Below are 20,629 nucleotides of genomic sequence, written 5' to 3' on the forward strand. Positions count from 1 at the left end.
GTTAAATTTTTAAGAACTTTCGCACTGACATGAAACTTCCCCAAATACCGATAAGAACACCTATTAGTAATAGTAAACTGCTTACTTGGTATACAAGTGGTGAGAAACTTAGTAATTGGATAAATTCGCCCTCTAATTTTGGAGCAACACTGTTATATACATTGTAGTAAAGGGTTATGACAACAGTAATAGGAATAATTGATCCTAAAATCCCGAGCCACATACCTTCCAACAGGAATGGTATACGTACGAAAGTATTCGATGCCCCTACAAGTTTCATAATTTCAATTTCATCACGACGTGCAAAAATTGTAATACGAATTGTATTTGAAATTAAGAAAATGGCTGTAAATAATAATCCTAAAATAAGCACAATCCCTACATTACGACTAGTATTTAACACATTAAATAACTTTTCAACTTTCCCTTCACCATACATAACTTCATATGTAAAGTCGTATTTATCAATTTTTTTCGCCAAACTTGCTGTTTGTTGTGGTTCTGAAGCCTTCACATAAACAACGTTACGTAATGGGTTACTTTGCTCAAATAGTTTAAAATCATCACCGAAATCTTTTACTAAGTCTGTTAACTCTTCTTCTTTCGTTGAATAAGTCATCTCATCAACTTCAGGTAATTTATCTATTTTAGCAAGTAATTCTTTTTCAGCTGCTTCATCGGCAGTTTCATCAATTAAAACTTTAATTTCGACATCGTTTTCTAAATCCGATGCTACCTTATTTAAGTTCATCATAATAAGCGCAAAGACACCCACTAATAATAGTGTAACTGTCACAGCACTAACTGAGGCAATCGTCATCCAGCTATTACGCCCAAGTGATTTAAAACTTTCCCTAAAATGACGTTTTAACGTATTAAATTTCATAACCGTAGTCACCTCCGTGCTCATCACGGACAATCATACCGCCTTCAATGGCAATAACGCGTCGACGAATTGTATTCACAATTTCACGGTTATGTGTAGCCATTACAATTGTTGTGCCACGTGCATTAATTTCTTCAAACAAATTCATTATCTCCCATGACGTTTCAGGATCAAGATTCCCTGTAGGCTCATCCGCAATAACTACTTTTGGTACATTAACAATTGAACGTGCGATTGAAATACGTTGTTGTTCGCCACCTGAAAGTTCATTAGGAAACATGCGGGCTTTATGTTTTAATCCCACAAGATCTAAAACTTCCATCACTCGACGACGGATTTCCTTTGGTTCTTCTTCAATTACTTCTAAGGCAAATGCTACATTTTCATATACATTTAAACGCGGCAATAATTTAAAATCTTGGAAAACAATGCCGAGTTGTCGGCGTAGAAAAGGTACCTTTTTATTTTTTAATGTCGCTAAATCAATACCGTTTACGATGATTTCTCCTGATGTTGCTTTTTCCTCACGGTACATCAGTTTGATAAATGTCGATTTACCTGCGCCACTTGGCCCCACGACATAAACAAATTCGCCTTGTTTTATACTGACGGAAATGCCATTTGTCGCAACGACTCCATTTGGATATTTCTTTGTCACATTTTTCATTTCTATCATATTTTAAAACCACCTAAATCTCTTAAACGTAAGATATATTTCACCTTACTATTATAACACTCAATCTATGTTTTTTTATTACAGTTTCATTTCATTCTACGACATTTTTTTACATTTAATATCTTCATTTCCAATGATCAAACGTTTCTACGCTAAAAAACTACAATAAGAATTAATATATATTAAGGTATACAAATAAACAGAAGTTGATTTTTGCTCCGAGTGGACGCTTTCCGCGGGCTTGGCTTCAATCTCCTCGTCACTGCGTTCCTGCGGGGCTTTCAGCTCAAGCTCATCCCTCTGGAGTCGCCACTCTCTGCAAAAACCAACTATTTCTCATTTAATTGATGAATCACAAGGTGAAACAATAATAATAATCTTTTACAGGAATGAAAAAGGACAAATAAGAGTATAGATTTGCCTATTATTTATACAAGGCAAGCCCCGCCACGTAGACTTCTGTGGGAAAACGAAGTGACAGCAAGAAAAAAAGCATTCAAGCTATACGTAACTTGAATGCTTATATCTAATTTATACTTGCTGCTCATCGGTTGTCGTATAACGTACTAAAACCGCACCTGTCTTTGATTCACCCTCGATAAACAAACGGTTCGCACCTTCTACTTCTTTATCGAAACGTACTAATTTTGATAAAAACTGATCTTGAGCTTCAATTTTCGATACATCCTGAATACCAACATCTACTTTACCAAAATTCGTCACAATTTTTCCGCTGAGTGACATTGTACGTGGAACATATAATTCAACCGTGCCGGCAACAGTCTGCGCTTTAATTTTAGACGAATTACTCGAACATGTTGTCACAACAACATGTCCATTCACTGATTTTGCCTCAACTTCATCGAGTGCACCATCTAGATAAACACGCCCATTTAATGTTTCAGCCTCTAGATCTTTGCCGCGAGCACCTGTTAATTCAATAGAACCGTTGGATGAATCGACTTTTGCTTTATTGAATGTTAGAGACGACCCTTTAATGGCTCCATTTAATGTTTTTAATTTCAATTCTTCAATCACTGTATCACGTAATGTAACGCTACCGTTCATAAGGCGAACTGATAATTTTTCAAGCTCCTGCACAGGAACAAGGACCTTCACATTTACTTGCGCTAGTTTTAAATGACTAAGAATACGCAATGTACCTTCTTCATTTTTCACAACAAATTGATTTAAGAAATTTGTACGTGTTTCCTCTTCACTTTCATTAATCACAGGGGCTTTCACCTTACACATCACTTGGATATTATCACTCTCGCTTGGCTCGAGCGAAAAACTCCCATTCGGTAAATCCACTAAAATATTTTTCACATCAGAAGCGACTAACTCTTCCGTATGTGCAAATTCCAATCTATCACCAAAAGGTGTGGATACATCAAATTCTTTTACTTTTTTCACAGCAGTATTCATCATATCCATAAAAATCGACCCTATTTGTGATAAATCTTTACGGAAATCATGCATTTCCTCTTGGAAATATTTCATATGATCAGCATCACTTTTCTTATGCTGCTCTTCCTTTTCCGCTTCTTTAAAGAAAGTATCTTCTGTCGGCGTCTTATCCATAACACTTTGAGTGGTATTGCTAGGTTTCTCTAATGCTTCTAATAATATAATCGCCTCTTGCGCTGAAATTGTTCCTTTTCCCACCAGCTCTAAAATTCGTTGACGTTCATTTTGCATAAATCAAAAGCCTCCCTCAGTTCGTTATACTATTATTACGCTTCGCACTATAAAAAGTTTCACTATTCAAAAAGAAAATGTCCGTATAATGCATATGACTGCACAATACGGACACATCGTCCAAACGTAAGGTTGATTTCCGTTCCGGCTAGACGCTTTCACACGAAAGCGAAGCAACAGGAGCACTCGCCTAGCCTCCACTACAATAAACAAAAATTCTAAAATCACGACGGACACTAATCCATTTATTTTGAAGCTTGTTCTAAAACCGCATCCATACGCTTACGATCACGTACTAGGATTGGTTTTAAGTATTTCCCTGTATACGAGCCTTCCACTTCTGCTACTTCCTCTGGTGTACCTGTTGCAATAATAGTACCACCTTTGTCGCCACCTTCAGGCCCAAGATCAATAATATAATCTGCTGTTTTAATCACATCTAAATTATGCTCGATGACTAACACAGAATCTCCATTTTCTACAAGACGCTGCAATACAACCAGTAATCTCGCAATATCATCCGCATGTAAACCAGTAGTCGGTTCATCTAAAATATAGAACGATTTACCTGTTGAACGACGATGCAATTCAGATGCTAGCTTAACTCGCTGCGCCTCACCACCTGATAGCGTAGTTGCAGGTTGTCCTAATTTCATATACCCTAAACCAACATCGACAATAGTCTGCAATTTACGCTGGATTTTCGGAATATTTTCGAAAAATACGACTGCATTTTCAATCGTCATATCTAAAATATCTGCAATACTTTTATCTTTATATTTCACTTCAAGCGTTTCACGGTTATAGCGTTTACCATGACAAATCTCACACGGTACGTACACATCTGGCAAGAAGTGCATTTCAATTTTAATAATACCGTCTCCACGGCAAGCTTCACAGCGTCCACCTTTTACGTTAAAACTAAAGCGACCTTTTTTATAACCACGCACTTTCGCTTCATTCGTCGTTGCAAAGACATCACGCACATCATCAAATACGCCTGTATATGTCGCAGGATTGGAACGTGGTGTACGACCAATTGGAGATTGGTCAATATCAATCACTTTCTCTAATGCCTCGATACCAGTTACCTCTTTATGCGCGCCCGGCTTCACTTTAGAACGATTCAACTTTTGTGCCAGTGTTTTATATAAAATTTCATTGATAAGCGTAGATTTTCCTGAACCTGATACACCCGTAACAGCAACGAATAATCCTAATGGTACATCAACTTTGACGTTTTGAAGGTTATTCTCATTCGCGCCTTTAATAGACAACTTACGACCATCTGGCTTACGACGTTCAATAGGTAAAGGAATAAACTTTTTACCGCTTAAATACTGCCCAGTTAACGATGCCGGATTTCCCATCACTTCTTGAGGGGTCCCAGCAGCTACAATTTCACCACCATGGACACCAGCGCCAGGTCCTACATCGATTAAATAATCAGCTGCTAACATTGTATCTTCATCATGTTCAACCACAATTAACGTATTACCAATATCACGCATATTTTGCAATGTACTAATTAATCGATCATTATCACGTTGATGTAGCCCGATCGACGGCTCGTCCAGAATATAAAGTACACCTGTTAAACGTGAGCCAATTTGTGTCGCTAGGCGAATACGCTGTGCTTCCCCACCTGAAAGAGTTCCTGCTGCACGACTTAGTGTAAGATAATCTAATCCAACATTCACTAAGAATCCAAGACGTTCCGCAATTTCACGTAATACAAGACGTGCAATTTGCATATCTTTTTCAGATAACGATAACTCTTTAAAAAAAGTATCTGCATCTTGAATCGAATACTGCGTTACTTCCCCAATATGCTTATCAGCTATTTTCACCGCCAATGTTTCTGGCTTTAAACGATAGCCTTTACATGAAGGACATGCTTGCTGTGCCATATATTTTTCCATTTGCTCACGCACATAATCCGATGTAGTCTCTTTAAAACGACGCTCAACATTATGTACTACGCCTTCAAACTCAATCATTTGGTCACGTACATTGCCAAATTCATTTTCATAATGGAAGTGAATTTTATCTTTACCCGAACCATATAAAACTTTATCCATCTTTTCTTTCGGAAGATCTTTTACTGGTACATCCATTGGAATGTCGTAATGATCACAAACTGCCTTTAATAACTGCGGATAATATTGCGAGCTTGTCGGTTCCCACGGTGCAATGGCATGTTCTAATAGTGAACGGTCCCAATCAGGTACAACAAGTTCAAGGTCTACTTCTTGCGTCGTTCCTAATCCATCACAACTCGTACAAGCCCCAAACGGACTATTGAATGAAAACATACGAGGCTCTAGCTCTCCAATTGAAAAGCCGCACATTGGACATGCATGATGTTCACTAAATAATAATTCCTCATGCTCCATCACATCGACTAACACGCGTCCTTCTGCTAAACGAAGAGCCGTTTCTAATGAATCACTTAAACGTGACGCAATACCTTCCTTTACCACGACGCGGTCTACAACAACTTCAATGGAATGCTTTTTATTTTTATCAAGGTCAATCGCATCATCTAAATCACGTAATTCCCCATCAATACGCACACGTACAAAACCTTGCTTTTTCAAGTCTTCCAGTAACTTCACATGCGTTCCTTTTCGTCCAGAAATCATTGGCGCTAGTAGCTGCATTTTCGTACGTTCTGGATATGTCACGAGTCGATCTACCATTTGTTCAATTGTTTGCGATGTAATTTCAATTCCGTGTTTTGGGCAAATTGGCTTACCAACACGTGCGTACAATAATCGTAAATAATCATAAATCTCTGTTACTGTACCGACTGTAGAACGCGGGTTACGACTTGTCGTTTTTTGGTCAATTGAAATAGCTGGTGATAGCCCTTCAATCGCATCAACATCCGGCTTGTCCATTTGCCCAAGAAATTGACGTGCGTAAGCAGACAGCGACTCCACATAACGACGCTGCCCCTCCGCATAAATCGTATCAAATGCAAGTGAAGATTTTCCCGAACCAGATAAGCCCGTTATAACAACGAGCTGATCACGTGGAATTGTGACATCGATATTTTTTAAATTATGTGCACGCGCACCTTGCACAACGATTTCTGTATTTTTCACAAAATCACCCTTCTGCCTTCAATTCAAAGATGGTATCACGAAGTTCAGCTGCACGCTCAAAATCAAGTGCCTTCGCTGCTTCCTTCATTTCTACTTCAAGAGAAGCAAGTAACTTCTCTTTCTCAGCCTTCGTTAATTTCTTACCTTTTGTTATTTTTGTAACATAAGTTTCATCTTCCTCCGCTACTTGTGTTGCACGTATAATATCTGGAATTTTCTTAACAATGGTAGTTGGTGTAATCCCATGTTCTTCGTTGTATGCCATTTGCAATGTACGACGACGTTTTGTTTCATCAATTGCTTTTTTCATCGAATCGGTCATCTTATCGGCATACATAATCACACGCCCATTAGAATTACGCGCTGCCCGTCCAATAGTTTGAATCAGCGAACGCTCAGAACGAAGGAATCCTTCCTTATCTGCATCTAAGATCGCCACCAGTGACACTTCTGGAATATCTAGACCTTCACGCAATAAATTGATGCCAATTAGTACATCATATGTACCTTTGCGAAGCTCTCGAATAATCTCGATACGTTCCAGTGTTTTAATTTCTGAATGTAAGTATTCCACTTTTAAGCCCATTTCCTTCAAATAAGCACTTAAATCTTCCGACATTTTCTTCGTTAATGTCGTCACAAGTACTCGCTCATTACGCGTAATACGGTCTTGTATTTCATCGATTAAATTATCAATTTGTCCTTCAATTGGGCGTACTTCAATAATTGGATCGAGTAAACCTGTCGGACGAATAATTTGTTCTACCATTTCAGGTGTATGCTCTATTTCATATGGCCCTGGAGTTGCTGACACATAAATGGCTTGATGAATATGATTCTCAAACTCCTCAAATCTTAATGGACGGTTATCCAGTGCGGATGGCAAGCGAAAACCATGCTCAACAAGGACACCTTTACGCGCCTGGTCACCATTATACATACCACGTACTTGCGGCAGCGTCACATGGCTTTCATCCACAACAAGTAGAAAATCATCAGGGAAATAGTCAATTAATGTGTAAGGTGTTGCCCCTGCTTCGCGTAAAGTTAGATGACGCGAATAGTTTTCGATACCTGAACAAAAGCCCATTTCACGCATCATTTCTAAATCATAGCGTGTTCGTTGCTCTAAGCGCTGTGCCTCTAATAACTTATCTTCCGAACGTAGTAAGGCGAGTCTTTCCTCTAATTCTTTTTCAATATTTTCAATGGCTTTTAACATTTTTTCTTCTCGGGTAACGAAGTGGGATGCTGGGAAAATCGCTACATGATCACGTTCTGCCAAAATCTCACCTGTTAACGCATTCACCTCACGAATGCGATCAACTTCATCACCGAAAAACTCAACTCGAATACAGTGTTCATCACGCGAGGCTGGAAAAATTTCTACAACATCTCCGCGAACACGAAATGTCCCGCGGGTAAAACTTACATCATTGCGCTCGTACTGAACATCTACTAGTTTTCGTAATAACTGATTGCGTTCAATCTCCATACCCGTCCGAATAGAGACGACCATCTCACGATATTCCTCCGGCGAACCTAAACCATAGATACATGATACAGAGGCAATGATAATAACATCCTCACGCTCAAATAGGGCGGAAGTTGCAGAGTGGCGCAGTTTATCAATTTCATCATTGATACTCGAATCTTTTTCGATATACGTATCTGTTTGCGGTACATAAGCCTCTGGTTGAAAGTAATCATAGTAACTAACAAAATATTCAACTGCATTATTCGGGAAAAATTCTTTAAACTCGCTATATAGTTGACCCGCAAGTGTTTTATTATGTGCCATTATTAGTGTTGGCTTTTTCACTTGCTGAATAACATTTGAAATCGTAAAAGTTTTACCCGTACCTGTTGCACCAAGTAAAGTTTGATGGCGTTTACCTGCATTTACACCTGCAACAAGCTCTGCAATGGCTTTTGGCTGGTCACCATTGGGCTGATACGATGATTGTAAATCAAATTGCTCCACATTTCCCCATCCTTTCCGTTTAACTCATACATTTATTCTAGCATAGCAGTATTAAAATATCGAACATTTAACGAACGTACGTTTCGATTGAGCGCAAGAAAAGTGGGAGAGTAATCATTTATCCTAGTGTCGACAAATACACTAGGTCTCATAGCTTTTTGCCTAGAAAATAGTTAAAAATACTGGTTTCGTCTTGCAAATACATATTTTATCCTCTGCTATTTTGTTATAGAATCCATGGATAAAAATTTCTCCGTTTGGGTGTCGTAGTTTTTGTAAGCGAATTACTCCCTGGCTCTTCGGATCACAACTACGACAAACCAAGTCTTTCCTCAACATATCCCATGAAAAAACCCGCTCTCCTATTACAGAAGAACGGGTTTGTCATATTATTCACTCGCAACTTGGTGTAACTCATCAAGTTCGCTTGCATAAAGATGAAAAGAGTGTTCATCTTTTTCATCGAGTGCTTTATCTATCAGAACAGTCAGTTGTTCTTCACGATACGTACGCTGGATACGATTTAAAAATAAATCTAAATAAATCTCGTTCAATAATTTTTCTGCCTCATTAACCTTTTCCGACTGACCGACAGCTCTCAAAAAATCTGTGTACGAATAATATTTATCCAACGATCTCACCTCGATCCTTTTCTAAATTATAAGAAAATTAAAATTAAATTGCAATGTACAATTAACTAAAAAACATTCCATTTACCGAATTTTCCGAAAATATCAACTGAATAATCCTACATTATTTGGTTAATTTTCTTAGTAAAATTCGTTAAATAGGCAATTATCTAATTTTACATTTTACCGTTATTCTTAGTATTACATTCAGAAATAAGGAGGAAATGCTATGTCAAACAAATATGTTAATGCTTATTTAATGTCATTTAATACGTATTTATTGCAACCAATAAAACACGAATCAAAAATTTTCACATGTGTAATTGACAAACACAATGAGTTAATCGTGACTCGTAAGCCGATGCATGTCATTCGAAAATCTTGTCTTTCTCTCGGTACAACCTATGAAGCTGCTAAAAATTCAGCTAGACGTTTCTTTGGAAACCAACATAAACTACCAATTGTTGTTGCCTATGATTTCGGACTTCCTTGTATATTTCTACCAACATATTCACCAAACTCTGAACATAATATCTGGATTGGATTGCATGCCATTAAAAATATTACTCCTAGTGAATCTGGTAGCCTTCTAACATTAATTAATGGCGTCCGAATCGAACTCCCTGTTAAATACGCATCAATTAGTAAGCAATTTGTCAACGCCTCGATGCTCTATAAACACTATGTAGAGGAACGAGAAAGGTTATCACATCACTCGCCTTTTCAAGAATTTAAGTGAATAACAATTCCACCTCATTCAGTCGGCACTTGGGTATCCACTAAAACAAGACTAAACCCACCTCTATCTCTCAACCAATAGAGGTAAAAGTTTTCTACCTAAATGAAGATAAAAAAAGCCTCAGGAAATTCCTGAGGCATTTCTATTATCCGATGCGTGAACGTAAATATGCGTTGATGAATGGATCTACATCGCCATCCATTACTGCACTAACATTCCCTGTTTCTTCATTTGTACGATGATCTTTTACCATTGAATATGGGTGGAATACGTAAGAACGAATTTGTGAACCCCAACCAATTTCTTTTTGCTCACCACGAATTTCATCGAGTTGTGCTTGTTGTTTATCAATTTCTAATTGATATAGTTTACCTTTTAACATCGTCATCGCTTTTTCACGGTTTTTAATTTGTGAACGTTCTGCCTGACATTGCACAACTGTCCCTGTTGGAATATGCGTAATACGAACGGCAGAATCGGTCGTATTAATATGCTGACCACCAGCACCTGTTGCACGGTACGTATCAACTTTCAAATCCTCTGTACGAATATCAACTTCAATATTATCATCAAATTCTGGCATTACATCACAAGATACGAACGATGTATGACGGCGACCTGACGAATCGAACGGTGAAATACGCACTAAACGGTGTACACCCTTTTCAGCTTGTAAATAACCGTATGCATTATGACCTTTAATAGATAACGTAACCGACTTAATGCCCGCTTCATCACCAGGAAGATAATCCACTGTTTCTACTTTGAAACCACGTTTTTCAGCCCAACGTGTATACATACGTAACAGCATAGAACCCCAGTCTTGTGACTCGGTACCACCCGCACCTGGGTGTAATTCTAAAATCGCATTGTTTTGATCATAAGGACCACTTAATAATAGTTGTAACTCAAAATCAGCGATCTTTTGTTTAAATTCTACAAGCTCATTGCCAAGCTCTTCTTGCAATTCTTCATCTGGCTCTTCACGCAAAAGCTCTAATGTCATATCTAAATTTTCATGTGTATCCACTAACTCTTTATACTCATTAACGATTGCCTTTAAGCCATTCCCTTCATTGATCACCACTTGTGCTCCTTGTTGGTCATCCCAGAAACCTGGCTCTAGCATCATTTCATCTAATTCTTGAATACGTGCCTCTTTGTTCTCTAAGTCAAAGAGACCCCCTGAAGTCCACCAATTTCTTGGCTGTAGTGTCTAACGTATTACGTACATCTGATAATTCAATCATGTATAAATCCCCCGAACATTTTTAGTGGATTTCTTTAAAATGAAATCCGTATCACTTTATTATAGCTTTTTTATTGTAGAAAACATACTTTTTTCCATTGAAGGCATATAAAATAACATCATCCTACACCATTTTAATTCTCTCATGTATACCTATGTCCAATAAGTTCCTAAAAGCAGAACAACTGGCCTTCTATATGGTAAAAATCCGCTTCGCTTTCGCGGGCACAGCGTAAGTCGCAACCCTTGCTACGCGCGGTTTGTTGCGCCTAACTTCTTGTGCTATTCCAGCAGGAGTCTACGCGGATTTTCACCTGTATATCAAAAAAATAGCTACTCTCAGCATACTATTTTTCTTTTAGGACAGCTCCCTATAAAAAAAATCGCCCCATGACGAGGCGAATTTCTATTTATTGTGCTGTGCCGTGGCAGTTTTTAAATTTCTTGCCGCTACCACAAGGACATAAGTCATTTCGACCAATATTTTCAGCTTTACGTACAGGTTGCTTTTTAGGTGCAGGTGCCCCGTCCTCTTTAGGATTCACAGCCTGTCCTTTTGCAACTTCCTCACGCTCTAAGTTGCTGCGAATTTCTGCTTTCATCGCATATTTCGCAACGTCTTCACGGATAGACGCTACCATATCCTCAAACATCGCAAAACCTTCCTGTTGATACTCACGTAGTGGGTCATTTTGACCGTATGCACGTAGGTGAATACCTTGACGTAATTGATCCATTGCATCGATATGGTCGATCCATTTCGTATCGATTGAGCGAAGTAAAATAACTTTTTCGAACTCACGCATACGTTCTGGTGTCAATTCCTCTTCTTTTTCATCATAACGTCTAGTGACAGCGTCTGAAATAAGCTTAGTAATTTCCTCTACAGATTTACCTTGTAAATCAGCTGCTTTTACAACACCTTCATCTAGAAGGTTTGCTGCAACATAATCTTCAATTGCTTTTAGATTCCACTCACTTTGCTCACCTTGCGTATAAAGACCAACAACATTATCAATTGACTGTGCAATCATTGACTCAACAAGCTCACGCATGTTTTCTGTTTCAATCACTTCATAACGCTCTTTGTAAATGATTTCACGTTGTTGACGTAATACATCGTCATATTGTAGTAATCGTTTACGTGCATCGAAGTTATTACCTTCAACACGTTTTTGAGCCGATTCTACAGCTTTCGATACAACTTTCGATTGAAGCGGCTGTGAATCGTCCATACCAAGCTTCATCATCATTGCTTTCATATTATCAGAACCAAAACGGCGCATTAATTCATCTTCAAGTGATAGATAAAACTGCGTTACCCCTGGGTTCCCTTGTCGACCAGAACGACCACGTAGCTGATTATCGATACGGCGAGATTCATGACGCTCTGTACCAATAACTGCTAAACCGCCAATTTCTAATACACCTTCACCTGGCTTAATATCCGTACCACGACCAGCCATGTTTGTGGCAATCGTTACCGCACCTTTTTCACCAGCAGTTGCGATAATTTCAGCCTCACGCTCATGGTTTTTCGCATTCAGTACGTTATGCGGGATTTTATGTTTATTTAATAAATTCGAAATAATTTCCGAAGTCTCAATCGCAACTGTACCCACAAGAACTGGTTGTCCAGCTTTATGGCGCTCCGCGATATCAGCAGCCACAGCTTTATATTTCCCTTCCATTGAAGCGAAAATTAAATCAGGACGATCATCACGAGCAATTGGCTTATTTGTTGGAATCGCAATAACACTCATATTGTAAATATTGCGGAATTCCTCTTCCTCTGTTTTCGCTGTACCCGTCATACCGGCAAGCTTTTCATACATACGGAAGTAGTTTTGGAACGTAATCGTTGCCATTGTCATCGATTCGTTTTGAATATCTACGCCTTCTTTAGCCTCAATTGCTTGGTGAAGCCCATCAGAATAACGACGACCTTTCATTAAACGACCTGTGAAACCATCAACAATAACGATTTCACCATCTTGTACAACGTAATCAACATCATTATGCATACTTACATGTGCCTTTAATGACTGGTTAATCGCATGGTTTAAACGTACATGTGTTAAATCGAATAAGTTATCGATCCCAAATGCTTTTTCCGCTTTTTCCACACCAGCATCCGTTAACGTAACACCCTTTGTCGATTCTTCATACGTGTAGTCTGTTTCCGCACTTAACATGCGCACAAATGCATTCGACTGCTTATACAACTGTGCTGATTTCCCAGCCTGCCCCGAAATAATTAACGGAGTACGCGCTTCATCGATTAAAATCGAGTCAACCTCATCGATAACAGCATAGTGTAATGGACGTTGTACACGCTCTTCTTTATAAAGCACCATATTATCGCGTAAATAGTCGAATCCTAATTCATTATTCGTACTATACGTAATATCAGCTTCATAGGCAGCACGTTTTTCTTCTTTGGATAGGCTGTTTAAGTTTAAGCCCACTGTTAACCCTAAGAAATTATACAGTTGACCCATTTCCTCAGCATCACGTCCAGCAAGGTATTCATTGACTGTAACAACATGCACACCTTTACCAGTAATCGCGTTTAAATAAACCGCCATTGTAGACGTTAGCGTTTTACCTTCACCCGTTTTCATCTCTGAAATATTACCTTCATCCAGAGAAGCGGCACCCATAATTTGCACACGGAATGGATACATCCCAAGCACACGTCTTGATGCTTCTCGGCTGACCGCAAATGCTTCAGGTCGAATAGACTCTAAACTTTCGCCATCTGCATAGCGCTTTTTAAATTCTTCTGTTTTTGCTTGTAATTGTTCATCTGAAAGCTGTTCCATCTGCGAAGCTAGTGCTTCTACCTGGTCAGCTATTTTTTCTAATCGTTTTAACTCACGTTTGTTGAAATCGAATAATTTATTTAATAGGTTTGCCATGAATTTTTTTCACTTCCTATATAGTCTCAACTTTCATTTTACCATTGTCTAACAACTTCATGCAAACTGTCCCTCTATCAAAAGGTGAGGGCACAAAAAAACTCCCGCATTTGCGGGAGCTTTATGAGCATATTAAGTTGTTTCAATTAATCCATACTTACCATCGCTACGTTTGTAAACGATGTTAGTACCATTCGAATCAGCATCAGTGAAGATGTAGAAATCATGTCCTAACATATTCATTTGTAAAACAGCTTCTTCTTGGTCCATCGGTTTTAAATCGAATTGCTTCGTACGCACAATTGCGTATTCTTCTTCATCTGTGGGCGTATCTCCCACTGCCTGAGTTGTAGCAAAGTAATGCCCTACACCTTCACGCTCACGGAATTTACGATTCACCTTTGTTTTATGTTTACGAATTTGACGTTCTAATTTATCGACAATTAAGTCAACTGCAGCATACATATCATTATGACGTTCTTCTGCACGAAGCGTCAAATTTTTCATTGGAATGGTTACTTCTACTTTTGTTTGTTTGTCATTATAAATTCTTAAATTTACATTTGCATTTGCGTTAACATCTTCATTAAAATAACGCTCTACTTTTTCGATTTTGTTCTCTACATATTCTCGAATTGCTGGAGTTACCTCAATGTTTTCACCGCGAATGTTAAAGTTTAGCATGTAAACTCCTCCTTCTATAACTACCTATACTATATATTTCAACACAAGTGTGCGAAATCCTTCTAGAAAAACAAATTTTTTAAAAAAATTAAGCATTAATTTTCAGCTTTTTTTCTGCCATTATTTCCTTTTTTCGACGAAGTTTTAGTTCTTCGACAATTAAATCTTCAAGTGGTGCTTGGTTATTAAAGAAAATTCCATATTGCTTACCTTTCATATAAGGGCGGCTCCACATCACTTCCCCATAGGCCACAATTATTTGTGAATCAATAACAAATCGTATTTCCAATTGAGGACATATCGCTTTGCCAGCATTAAGATCCACTGTCGAGAACATTTTAATTCCTCTAGGGCTAATATCAATAATTCCGCCTATTGCCGCTTCACCTGCTTCTGCTTTTCCATTCTCAACAATTGTAAATGTTGTTTGTAGCGGCTCCTCAAATTTATATCGAAACCCTTCTGAACGTTTGAAAAACATAAACTACACCCCCGCGAAAATTCCCTTTTTTTTACTTAAGTATTATTATCCATAAAAAGAAAGAATTAAACTAGAGAAGGAAGTATCAGTTTTCATGAACATTTTGTGCCTATATTATACAAAATTACGAAACAATAACAAGCCTTTTTGTTCTTATCTCAAATTCCCTTTTACACCTAATATCAACCAACTAACAATCACAAATAAAAGGTTATAAAGACCCAATATAGCTGTCTGCTATAAGGTATTTAAAACTACTTAAATTAAAGAAAAAAATCATCTTGTTATTAACAAGATGATTTGTCTAAAACACGTATTTTATACATGTACTTCATTTCCGCTTCCGTACTGTTGTTGGCGGTTTATGCGAAGAACTTCCTTCCATGTATCACGGAATTCCGTCATTAATCCCTCAATTTCTTCAATAATAGTAATATCACTTTGAATATTCGCCTCTACAAGACGATGATTCATATATTCATATAATGGTAACATCTGTTTAGATATCTCAATATCCATATTCAATGTAGACATTAACTCAGCAATAATAGCTTGTGACTTTTGAAGATTCGTATTCTTTTCTTGAACATTCTTTTCTTGAATAGCTGCTTTTGCTTTATTCAAAAACTTCAAGCAACCGTTATATAACATTAGTGTTAATTCACCAGGTGAAGCTGTTGTGACACTATTTTGTTTATACGCGTTTTGTGCTGTTAAATTTGCTGCCAATTAAAGACAACTCCTTTTAAGAATTACTTAGTTACTTTTAGTTTAAACGATTTTACTCACAAAGGCGAATAAAGAATTACAATTTATTTCTTTTTACCGTAATACATACCATCCATTACTGGTGAAGCTGTTGTTAATTCTTTTTATCATAATAACGTCCATCCATCACTTGCACGTTTGCATAAGGATTCAAATATTGCTGTTCATTTTTCTTCGCATTTTGTAAATCTTTCATATCTGCTTGGATCGACTTCATCACTTTATCTAGGCGCTCTTTAATTCCTGTATCTAGCTCTGCTAATGTCGCATGTGCCTTGTTCGTTAAATCCACCTGAAAGCCCTCTTGCTGTAACTGTTCAACCAACACACCTCGTTCATCTAAATATTGATGAACTTTTTCAATAAACACATCGCGTTCGTCCTCTGATGGTAAGATCGTTAAATGTTGGTATAACTTTGCAGACACCTGTAATAAATCTTGTACGGTATTCATATTTGCACCCACCTATTTCCTATCCTTGTTGCATGAACATTGACGATTGTGAATTTGCCTTGTTAATGGCTGATTCCATTGCTGAGAACTGCTTCCAGTAACGCGCTTCGACCATTTCTAATTTTCGTTCCCATGTTTTGATGCGAGTTTCCGTATCCTTTAAGCTCTTACCAATTGAATATTCAGAATCTGTCATTGTCGAGCGTCCGGCTTTTTTCTCAATAGAAATTTCAAACGATTTCATTGATTCACGCAATTTATCTACATAGCCACGTGTATCAACTACTTTACCATCTACAACGTCGTCCTTTTTACCACCCGAATTTTTAAATAACTTTTCAACTGCATCCGGATCTTCTTCTATTGCTTTACGCAATTTGTCCACATCAATTTCTAATGTGCCGCCTTCATTGTATTTCTTAGATGTAGTAATACCGATATTAAATAACGAATTAAATTTAGAGTCGCTTAATCCTGGATTGGTTTGGTACACTAAAGAACGCATATCCGTTAGACCATTTCGAATCAGTGAATCACTTCGGAGTAAGCCGCTCTTCGCTTTTTCTTCCCAAAGCTTAATTTCATTCTCAGACATGTCCTTTTTTTGCTCAGCTGATAACGGTTTATAGTCTCGGTATTTAGATTCCTTCGTTTGATCTGTAAAATCTTTTACTAAAGCGTTATACGTGTCCACAAAGTCCGTAATTGTTTTCATCATGTCGTCTACGTTTGTAGTAGAAGTTATTGTGATAGGCGGTGCTTTCGGTGCAGCATTTACTTTAGCATCGTCAATGATTTTATAACCGTTTCCGTCAATTTCCTCAACATTATTACTATCCAATTTAAAAATTCCAGCTGCTTTTGCATCAGCCTCAGCTTTAACAAATGTCTCTTCTGCATTTGTACGGCGATTAATTGCAGCAGTTTCATTAGCTTCTGCTGTATTCTTTAATTTCAATTTTGAATCTTTATCTACCTCAGCTTCGGCAACCGTTTTATAACTATCTAGCTGATCACTTTCTAATTGACGTAAGGCTTGCTTTTGATTACTACTTAATGCGCCTAATTTTTTACCTAATGCTTGATCCGCCTCATCCGTAGATTCTTTTAAGCTAGCAATCTCAGCATTAAAATCCTTTTCTGATTTCCCAAGTAAACTTTTGATTTTAGTTACTTCCCCTGATTTCAATCCATTTAAGAAGCCTGCACCTATTGTTTCATATTCTTTCAACTTTGCTTCATTTTGCATTTTATTAAGATCATCATCACTTAATGTTTTTAAGGTTGTAAATTGTTCACGAGAAACCCCTGATAACTTAGCTTTTAAGTCGTCCGAAACCTCAGTAGAAGGAGCCTTTTTTAACCAATCTGCGAATGCTACATCAGAAGATATATCTGGTGATGATCCTCGAATCGCAGCTAAATCACCTGTATCACCTGTACTTAACTTTTTCAATAAATTAGGGTTTTTAATTTTGTTATAGGCTTCTTGTTGTTCTTTAGTTAACTCGGTATTTGAAAAGACTTTATTATATTCAGATTCATAAGCACTTTTTGCGGTATTATATGCACCTGTTGCATCAGTAACTTTATTTGCTAAATCAGTAAAATCTGCATTTTTAGCATTCTTTAATTCCGTCAACGCTGCTTTATATTTATCCGAAATCGTTTGTGTGCTATTAAATGTATCTTTTAATGTTACATTATAGCCATTCATTTCAAATGAGTTTGATGCACGCTCGGTAGCAATGCCATTCACTTGGAAAATGGCATTTTGACCAGCTTCTGATTTTAGCTTCATTTCACTTACATTACCGGTAATTTCAACATTACCTTTACCAGTATTTTTAGCAGTGAAAGAAAATCGACCATTTTCAAATACAGCCGATACACCAGCGTTACTTTCGTTGACCTTTTTGACAAAATCGTTCACTGTCATATCAGCAGTAATTTCGATTTTTGTTGTGTCTGCTGGCATCTTCCCATTTGCATTAATTGCTTTGAATTCAATTATACCCGATGCAATTGAACTCATTTTAGTTGAGCCAGTCGCGTTAATTTGCTCCCCGACTGAACGCGCAGCTTTAGCTAATTGCGAAACACCCTCGATTGATAAAGTACCCGATGCCTTCCCTGTTGCTTTGGCAGAAACTAAATTTGAGTTTGAGCTAGTCGCTGTCTTAGAATTCAAGGGTTTTATCGATAAATTTTTTGAAAGATACGTATCAAATGTTTTTAGCTTTGTGTTGACACTACGATAGGCTTCACGCTGCCATTCATATGTTGTTTTCTTTTGAAATAACTTATCTAAAGGTGCTCTCTCTGCAGTCATTAATTTTTTTACTAACTCATCGATGTCCATTCCGGACGCTAAACCTCCAACTCGCATTACCATACTATTTTCCTCCTTATTTTTAAACCGTTTTAAATTTTTTCATCTACAATCATGCCAAGCATTTTTTGCATTTCATAAAATGCATCTAAAAGCTTTTTCGGCGGAATTTCTTTTACTACTTCATCTGTATCGCGATTTACCACTGTTACGTAATAGCGTTCTAGGCCTTCGTGATACATAAATTTAGAAGCGCTATGATTAACTTCAAGCATTTCGTTCATTTTATTGACTGCCTCTTGAACCTTTGCCTTCGTTTCCTCGCTATTATCAGCTGGCTGTACTTGTGTTGCCGACGTTACATCCATCATCTGTTTTTTAGTAGCCTCGCTTCCTTGCTTTACTACCTTCTCAGCGACAAGTGAATTCGACATATCGTTTGGCTTTGCCGTTGCAACATCAATATTCGTATTGCTTGATATACGCATGCTCTCCATCCTCCTTGAATCTATTACAGGCGTTTTACTATTTATAATATCGGATAATAAAAAGAGAATTCCAGTTTTTCTTTGAATCATCAAGAAAAAACTGAAATCCTTTTATTTTTTGTAATAAACCTCCGCTTACTTTACTTGTATTTACATCAAAGAAAATATAGGTAACCCATTTGAATAGTCTACTCGGATTTGTGTCAGAGAACTTTCAACTATGTAGTTCACTTGTTGCTTATTTAGATTTTTATGCTTAGGCATTTTCACTAAAGCATATTCCACGAGCTCTAAAAAATTCGCATCCAAACCGTGATTAGTTGATTTGAATATAACTCCATCTACTTTACTTTGATCAATTACTTCAAAGTTTACATACCTCAAGTTATTGAATGCATGTTGTTTATCCTGTACTTCTACTAAATTATCTGTTGTTCCGAGACAAGAATAAATATATGCTCCATTATTAAAATCCTTGTATATATTATGAAGCGATAATGATTTTTTATCCTTTAGTAAATTTTTCGCAATATAGTCAAATTCCATAGATATAGTTGTTTGCCCATATTTAATATATAAGTATCGATTAGAATTCAAATAAGCAGGCTGTACCCATGCTGCGTTATCAATGATTCGCTCAAATAAATGGGGGGCTAGCTTATTTGCTAAATGGAGTAAATAAGCTCCTTGTGATTGTCCATAGCCAATTACTCTCGTATCATTAAACATTAATTGATTTTCCTGTAAAATAATTTTAACTGCCTCAATTGCTGTTACTACATCGATTGCTTGCATATAACTCATATCTACAAATTCATTAACAGTTTCATCTACTATTGCAACAACAGGTACTGTTATTTCATACTGACTAACTACCGTCAAGAAATTTGAAGGGTTCTCTTTAAGGTTAGCAACATCTTCCTTTGTTAATAGAGACTCGAAATTATTCAAATTATACCTAAAATAGTCTGTATCCTGCATAAAACGACTACCAAAATAATCACATTGTACCGTTACAGTATTATATTTATCCGCAAACCTAGCTCTCATTTTTTTATAAATATTGGAATCAATATGTCCACCAAACCCTGGTACAAAAACAAAAATCCCTGTATCTTCATTCGTTCCAGCTTCAGGAATTGAAAAATCAATTCTTAAATTCCGATTATTATATCCATTATATATATTGGGATGTGCGGGTATATTTATAGATTCATTGATCGCCAATTTAATGCCCCCTATTAAATTTTTATCTATCTATTCAAAATAAATTGTTCGGAAATATATCCTCCTCAAAAGGAAGATGTATATTATCAAGCTTTATTTTTTCTAATCTCCTCAAACAATTAATTCATTCGAAAAACAGATAATACTCATGATTTAATTACTAATCATCACAAACATATACCCATAACCCAAAGCTTCTAATCCCTCACGTACACCTTCTAAATAAGCAGGATTATGCTCAATAACTTTTGCAAGTTGCTGTATATATACAATTACCATTTCTTTCGTTAATTTTTGTTC

The 20,629-nt window shown here is 37.1% G+C and carries 16 protein-coding genes; 1 reads left to right on the plus strand and 15 read right to left on the minus strand.

Features of this window, described 5'->3' with window-relative positions; translation table 11 throughout:
• Position 1: 1 nt before the first annotated feature.
• The 6 genes from ftsX to ACIQ2D_RS06355 all read right to left on the minus strand — a co-directional run bounded on the left by ftsX (position 2) and on the right by ACIQ2D_RS06355 (position 8,989).
• A complete protein-coding gene (ftsX, locus tag ACIQ2D_RS06330) occupies positions 2 to 886 on the minus strand; it encodes a permease-like cell division protein FtsX (protein WP_402861092.1) in 885 nt (294 codons plus the stop codon).
• Positions 876 to 1,562: a cell division ATP-binding protein FtsE gene (ftsE, locus tag ACIQ2D_RS06335; RefSeq protein WP_402861095.1), complete on the minus strand. Its 687-nt coding sequence runs from the start codon at positions 1,560 to 1,562 to the stop codon at positions 876 to 878. Before ftsE ends, ftsX begins: the two co-directional genes overlap by 11 nt.
• Positions 1,563 to 2,093: 531 nt before the next feature.
• On the minus strand, positions 2,094 to 3,263 hold the full coding sequence (locus ACIQ2D_RS06340) for a DUF4097 family beta strand repeat-containing protein (RefSeq protein WP_402861098.1): 1,170 nt from the start codon (positions 3,261 to 3,263) through the stop codon (positions 2,094 to 2,096).
• Between the two features lie 245 nt (positions 3,264 to 3,508).
• On the minus strand, positions 3,509 to 6,373 hold the full coding sequence (uvrA, locus tag ACIQ2D_RS06345; RefSeq protein WP_402861101.1) for an excinuclease ABC subunit UvrA: 2,865 nt from the start codon (positions 6,371 to 6,373) through the stop codon (positions 3,509 to 3,511).
• Positions 6,374 to 6,377: 4 nt separating this feature from the next.
• On the minus strand, positions 6,378 to 8,357 hold the full coding sequence (gene uvrB / locus ACIQ2D_RS06350; RefSeq protein WP_402861104.1) for an excinuclease ABC subunit UvrB: 1,980 nt from the start codon (positions 8,355 to 8,357) through the stop codon (positions 6,378 to 6,380).
• A gap of 389 nt (positions 8,358 to 8,746) precedes the next feature.
• Positions 8,747 to 8,989 (minus strand): IDEAL domain-containing protein, encoded by a 243-nt coding sequence (locus ACIQ2D_RS06355; RefSeq protein ID WP_402861107.1) that lies wholly within the window; start codon positions 8,987 to 8,989, stop codon positions 8,747 to 8,749.
• A gap of 226 nt (positions 8,990 to 9,215) precedes the next feature.
• On the opposite strand from ACIQ2D_RS06355, the gene ACIQ2D_RS06360 reads away from it, so the two are divergent.
• On the plus strand, positions 9,216 to 9,725 hold the full coding sequence (locus ACIQ2D_RS06360) for a competence protein ComK (RefSeq protein WP_402861110.1): 510 nt from the start codon (positions 9,216 to 9,218) through the stop codon (positions 9,723 to 9,725).
• Positions 9,726 to 9,870: 145 nt separating this feature from the next.
• Here the strand turns inward: ACIQ2D_RS06360 and prfB are convergent.
• The 9 genes from prfB to ACIQ2D_RS06405 all read right to left on the minus strand — a co-directional run bounded on the left by prfB (position 9,871) and on the right by ACIQ2D_RS06405 (position 20,329).
• A protein-coding gene (prfB, locus tag ACIQ2D_RS06365) for a peptide chain release factor 2 (RefSeq protein WP_402861678.1) occupies positions 9,871 to 10,972 on the minus strand; the annotation gives its coding sequence in 2 pieces (ribosomal slippage) (positions 9,871 to 10,899 and positions 10,901 to 10,972; 1,101 coding nt in all).
• A 412-nt stretch (positions 10,973 to 11,384) separates the two neighbouring features.
• Positions 11,385 to 13,895 carry a preprotein translocase subunit SecA gene (secA, locus tag ACIQ2D_RS06370; RefSeq protein ID WP_402861113.1) on the minus strand — a complete coding sequence of 837 codons (2,511 nt, stop codon included), beginning with the start codon at positions 13,893 to 13,895 and terminating at the stop codon, positions 11,385 to 11,387.
• Between the two features lie 132 nt (positions 13,896 to 14,027).
• Positions 14,028 to 14,579, minus strand: coding sequence for a ribosome hibernation-promoting factor, HPF/YfiA family (gene hpf, locus ACIQ2D_RS06375; RefSeq protein WP_402861116.1), 552 nt, complete (start codon positions 14,577 to 14,579; stop codon positions 14,028 to 14,030).
• Positions 14,580 to 14,667: 88 nt separating this feature from the next.
• Positions 14,668 to 15,060: a PilZ domain-containing protein gene (locus tag ACIQ2D_RS06380; RefSeq protein WP_402861119.1), complete on the minus strand. Its 393-nt coding sequence runs from the start codon at positions 15,058 to 15,060 to the stop codon at positions 14,668 to 14,670.
• A gap of 318 nt (positions 15,061 to 15,378) precedes the next feature.
• Entirely contained in the window at positions 15,379 to 15,789 is a 411-nt protein-coding gene (fliS, locus tag ACIQ2D_RS06385) for a flagellar export chaperone FliS (RefSeq protein ID WP_402861122.1), read from the minus strand.
• Positions 15,790 to 15,922: 133 nt separating this feature from the next.
• The gene (gene fliT, locus ACIQ2D_RS06390; protein ID WP_402861125.1) at positions 15,923 to 16,282 is read right to left on the minus strand and encodes a flagellar protein FliT; all 360 of its coding nucleotides are present in this window, start codon (positions 16,280 to 16,282) and stop codon (positions 15,923 to 15,925) included.
• Positions 16,283 to 16,301: 19 nt separating this feature from the next.
• Entirely contained in the window at positions 16,302 to 18,677 is a 2,376-nt protein-coding gene (gene fliD, locus ACIQ2D_RS06395) for a flagellar filament capping protein FliD (RefSeq protein ID WP_402861128.1), read from the minus strand.
• A gap of 29 nt (positions 18,678 to 18,706) precedes the next feature.
• Positions 18,707 to 19,102 (minus strand): flagellar protein FlaG, encoded by a 396-nt coding sequence (locus ACIQ2D_RS06400; protein WP_402861131.1) that lies wholly within the window; start codon positions 19,100 to 19,102, stop codon positions 18,707 to 18,709.
• 150 nt (positions 19,103 to 19,252) lie between these two features.
• Positions 19,253 to 20,329: a DUF2920 family protein gene (locus ACIQ2D_RS06405; RefSeq protein WP_402861134.1), complete on the minus strand. Its 1,077-nt coding sequence runs from the start codon at positions 20,327 to 20,329 to the stop codon at positions 19,253 to 19,255.
• Positions 20,330 to 20,629: the final 300 nt, after the last annotated feature.

The organism is Lysinibacillus sp. NPDC097287 (assembly GCF_044761695.1).
Classification (GTDB): domain Bacteria; phylum Bacillota; class Bacilli; order Bacillales_A; family Planococcaceae; genus Lysinibacillus.

Coding starts and splice junctions, on each gene's coding strand:
- ftsX (WP_402861092.1), bottom strand. CDS start 886: ATGAAATTTAATACGTTAAAACGTCATTTTAGGGAAAGTTTTAAATCA.
- ftsE (WP_402861095.1), bottom strand. CDS start 1,562: ATGATAGAAATGAAAAATGTGACAAAGAAATATCCAAATGGAGTCGTT.
- ACIQ2D_RS06380 (WP_402861119.1), bottom strand. CDS start 15,060: ATGTTTTTCAAACGTTCAGAAGGGTTTCGATATAAATTTGAGGAGCCG.
- fliD (WP_402861128.1), bottom strand. CDS start 18,677: ATGGTAATGCGAGTTGGAGGTTTAGCGTCCGGAATGGACATCGATGAG.
- ACIQ2D_RS06360 (WP_402861110.1), top strand. CDS start 9,216: ATGTCAAACAAATATGTTAATGCTTATTTAATGTCATTTAATACGTAT.
- hpf (WP_402861116.1), bottom strand. CDS start 14,579: ATGCTAAACTTTAACATTCGCGGTGAAAACATTGAGGTAACTCCAGCA.
- fliT (WP_402861125.1), bottom strand. CDS start 16,282: ATGAATACCGTACAAGATTTATTACAGGTGTCTGCAAAGTTATACCAA.
- ACIQ2D_RS06340 (WP_402861098.1), bottom strand. CDS start 3,263: ATGCAAAATGAACGTCAACGAATTTTAGAGCTGGTGGGAAAAGGAACA.
- secA (WP_402861113.1), bottom strand. CDS start 13,895: ATGGCAAACCTATTAAATAAATTATTCGATTTCAACAAACGTGAGTTA.
- ACIQ2D_RS06400 (WP_402861131.1), bottom strand. CDS start 19,102: ATGCGTATATCAAGCAATACGAATATTGATGTTGCAACGGCAAAGCCA.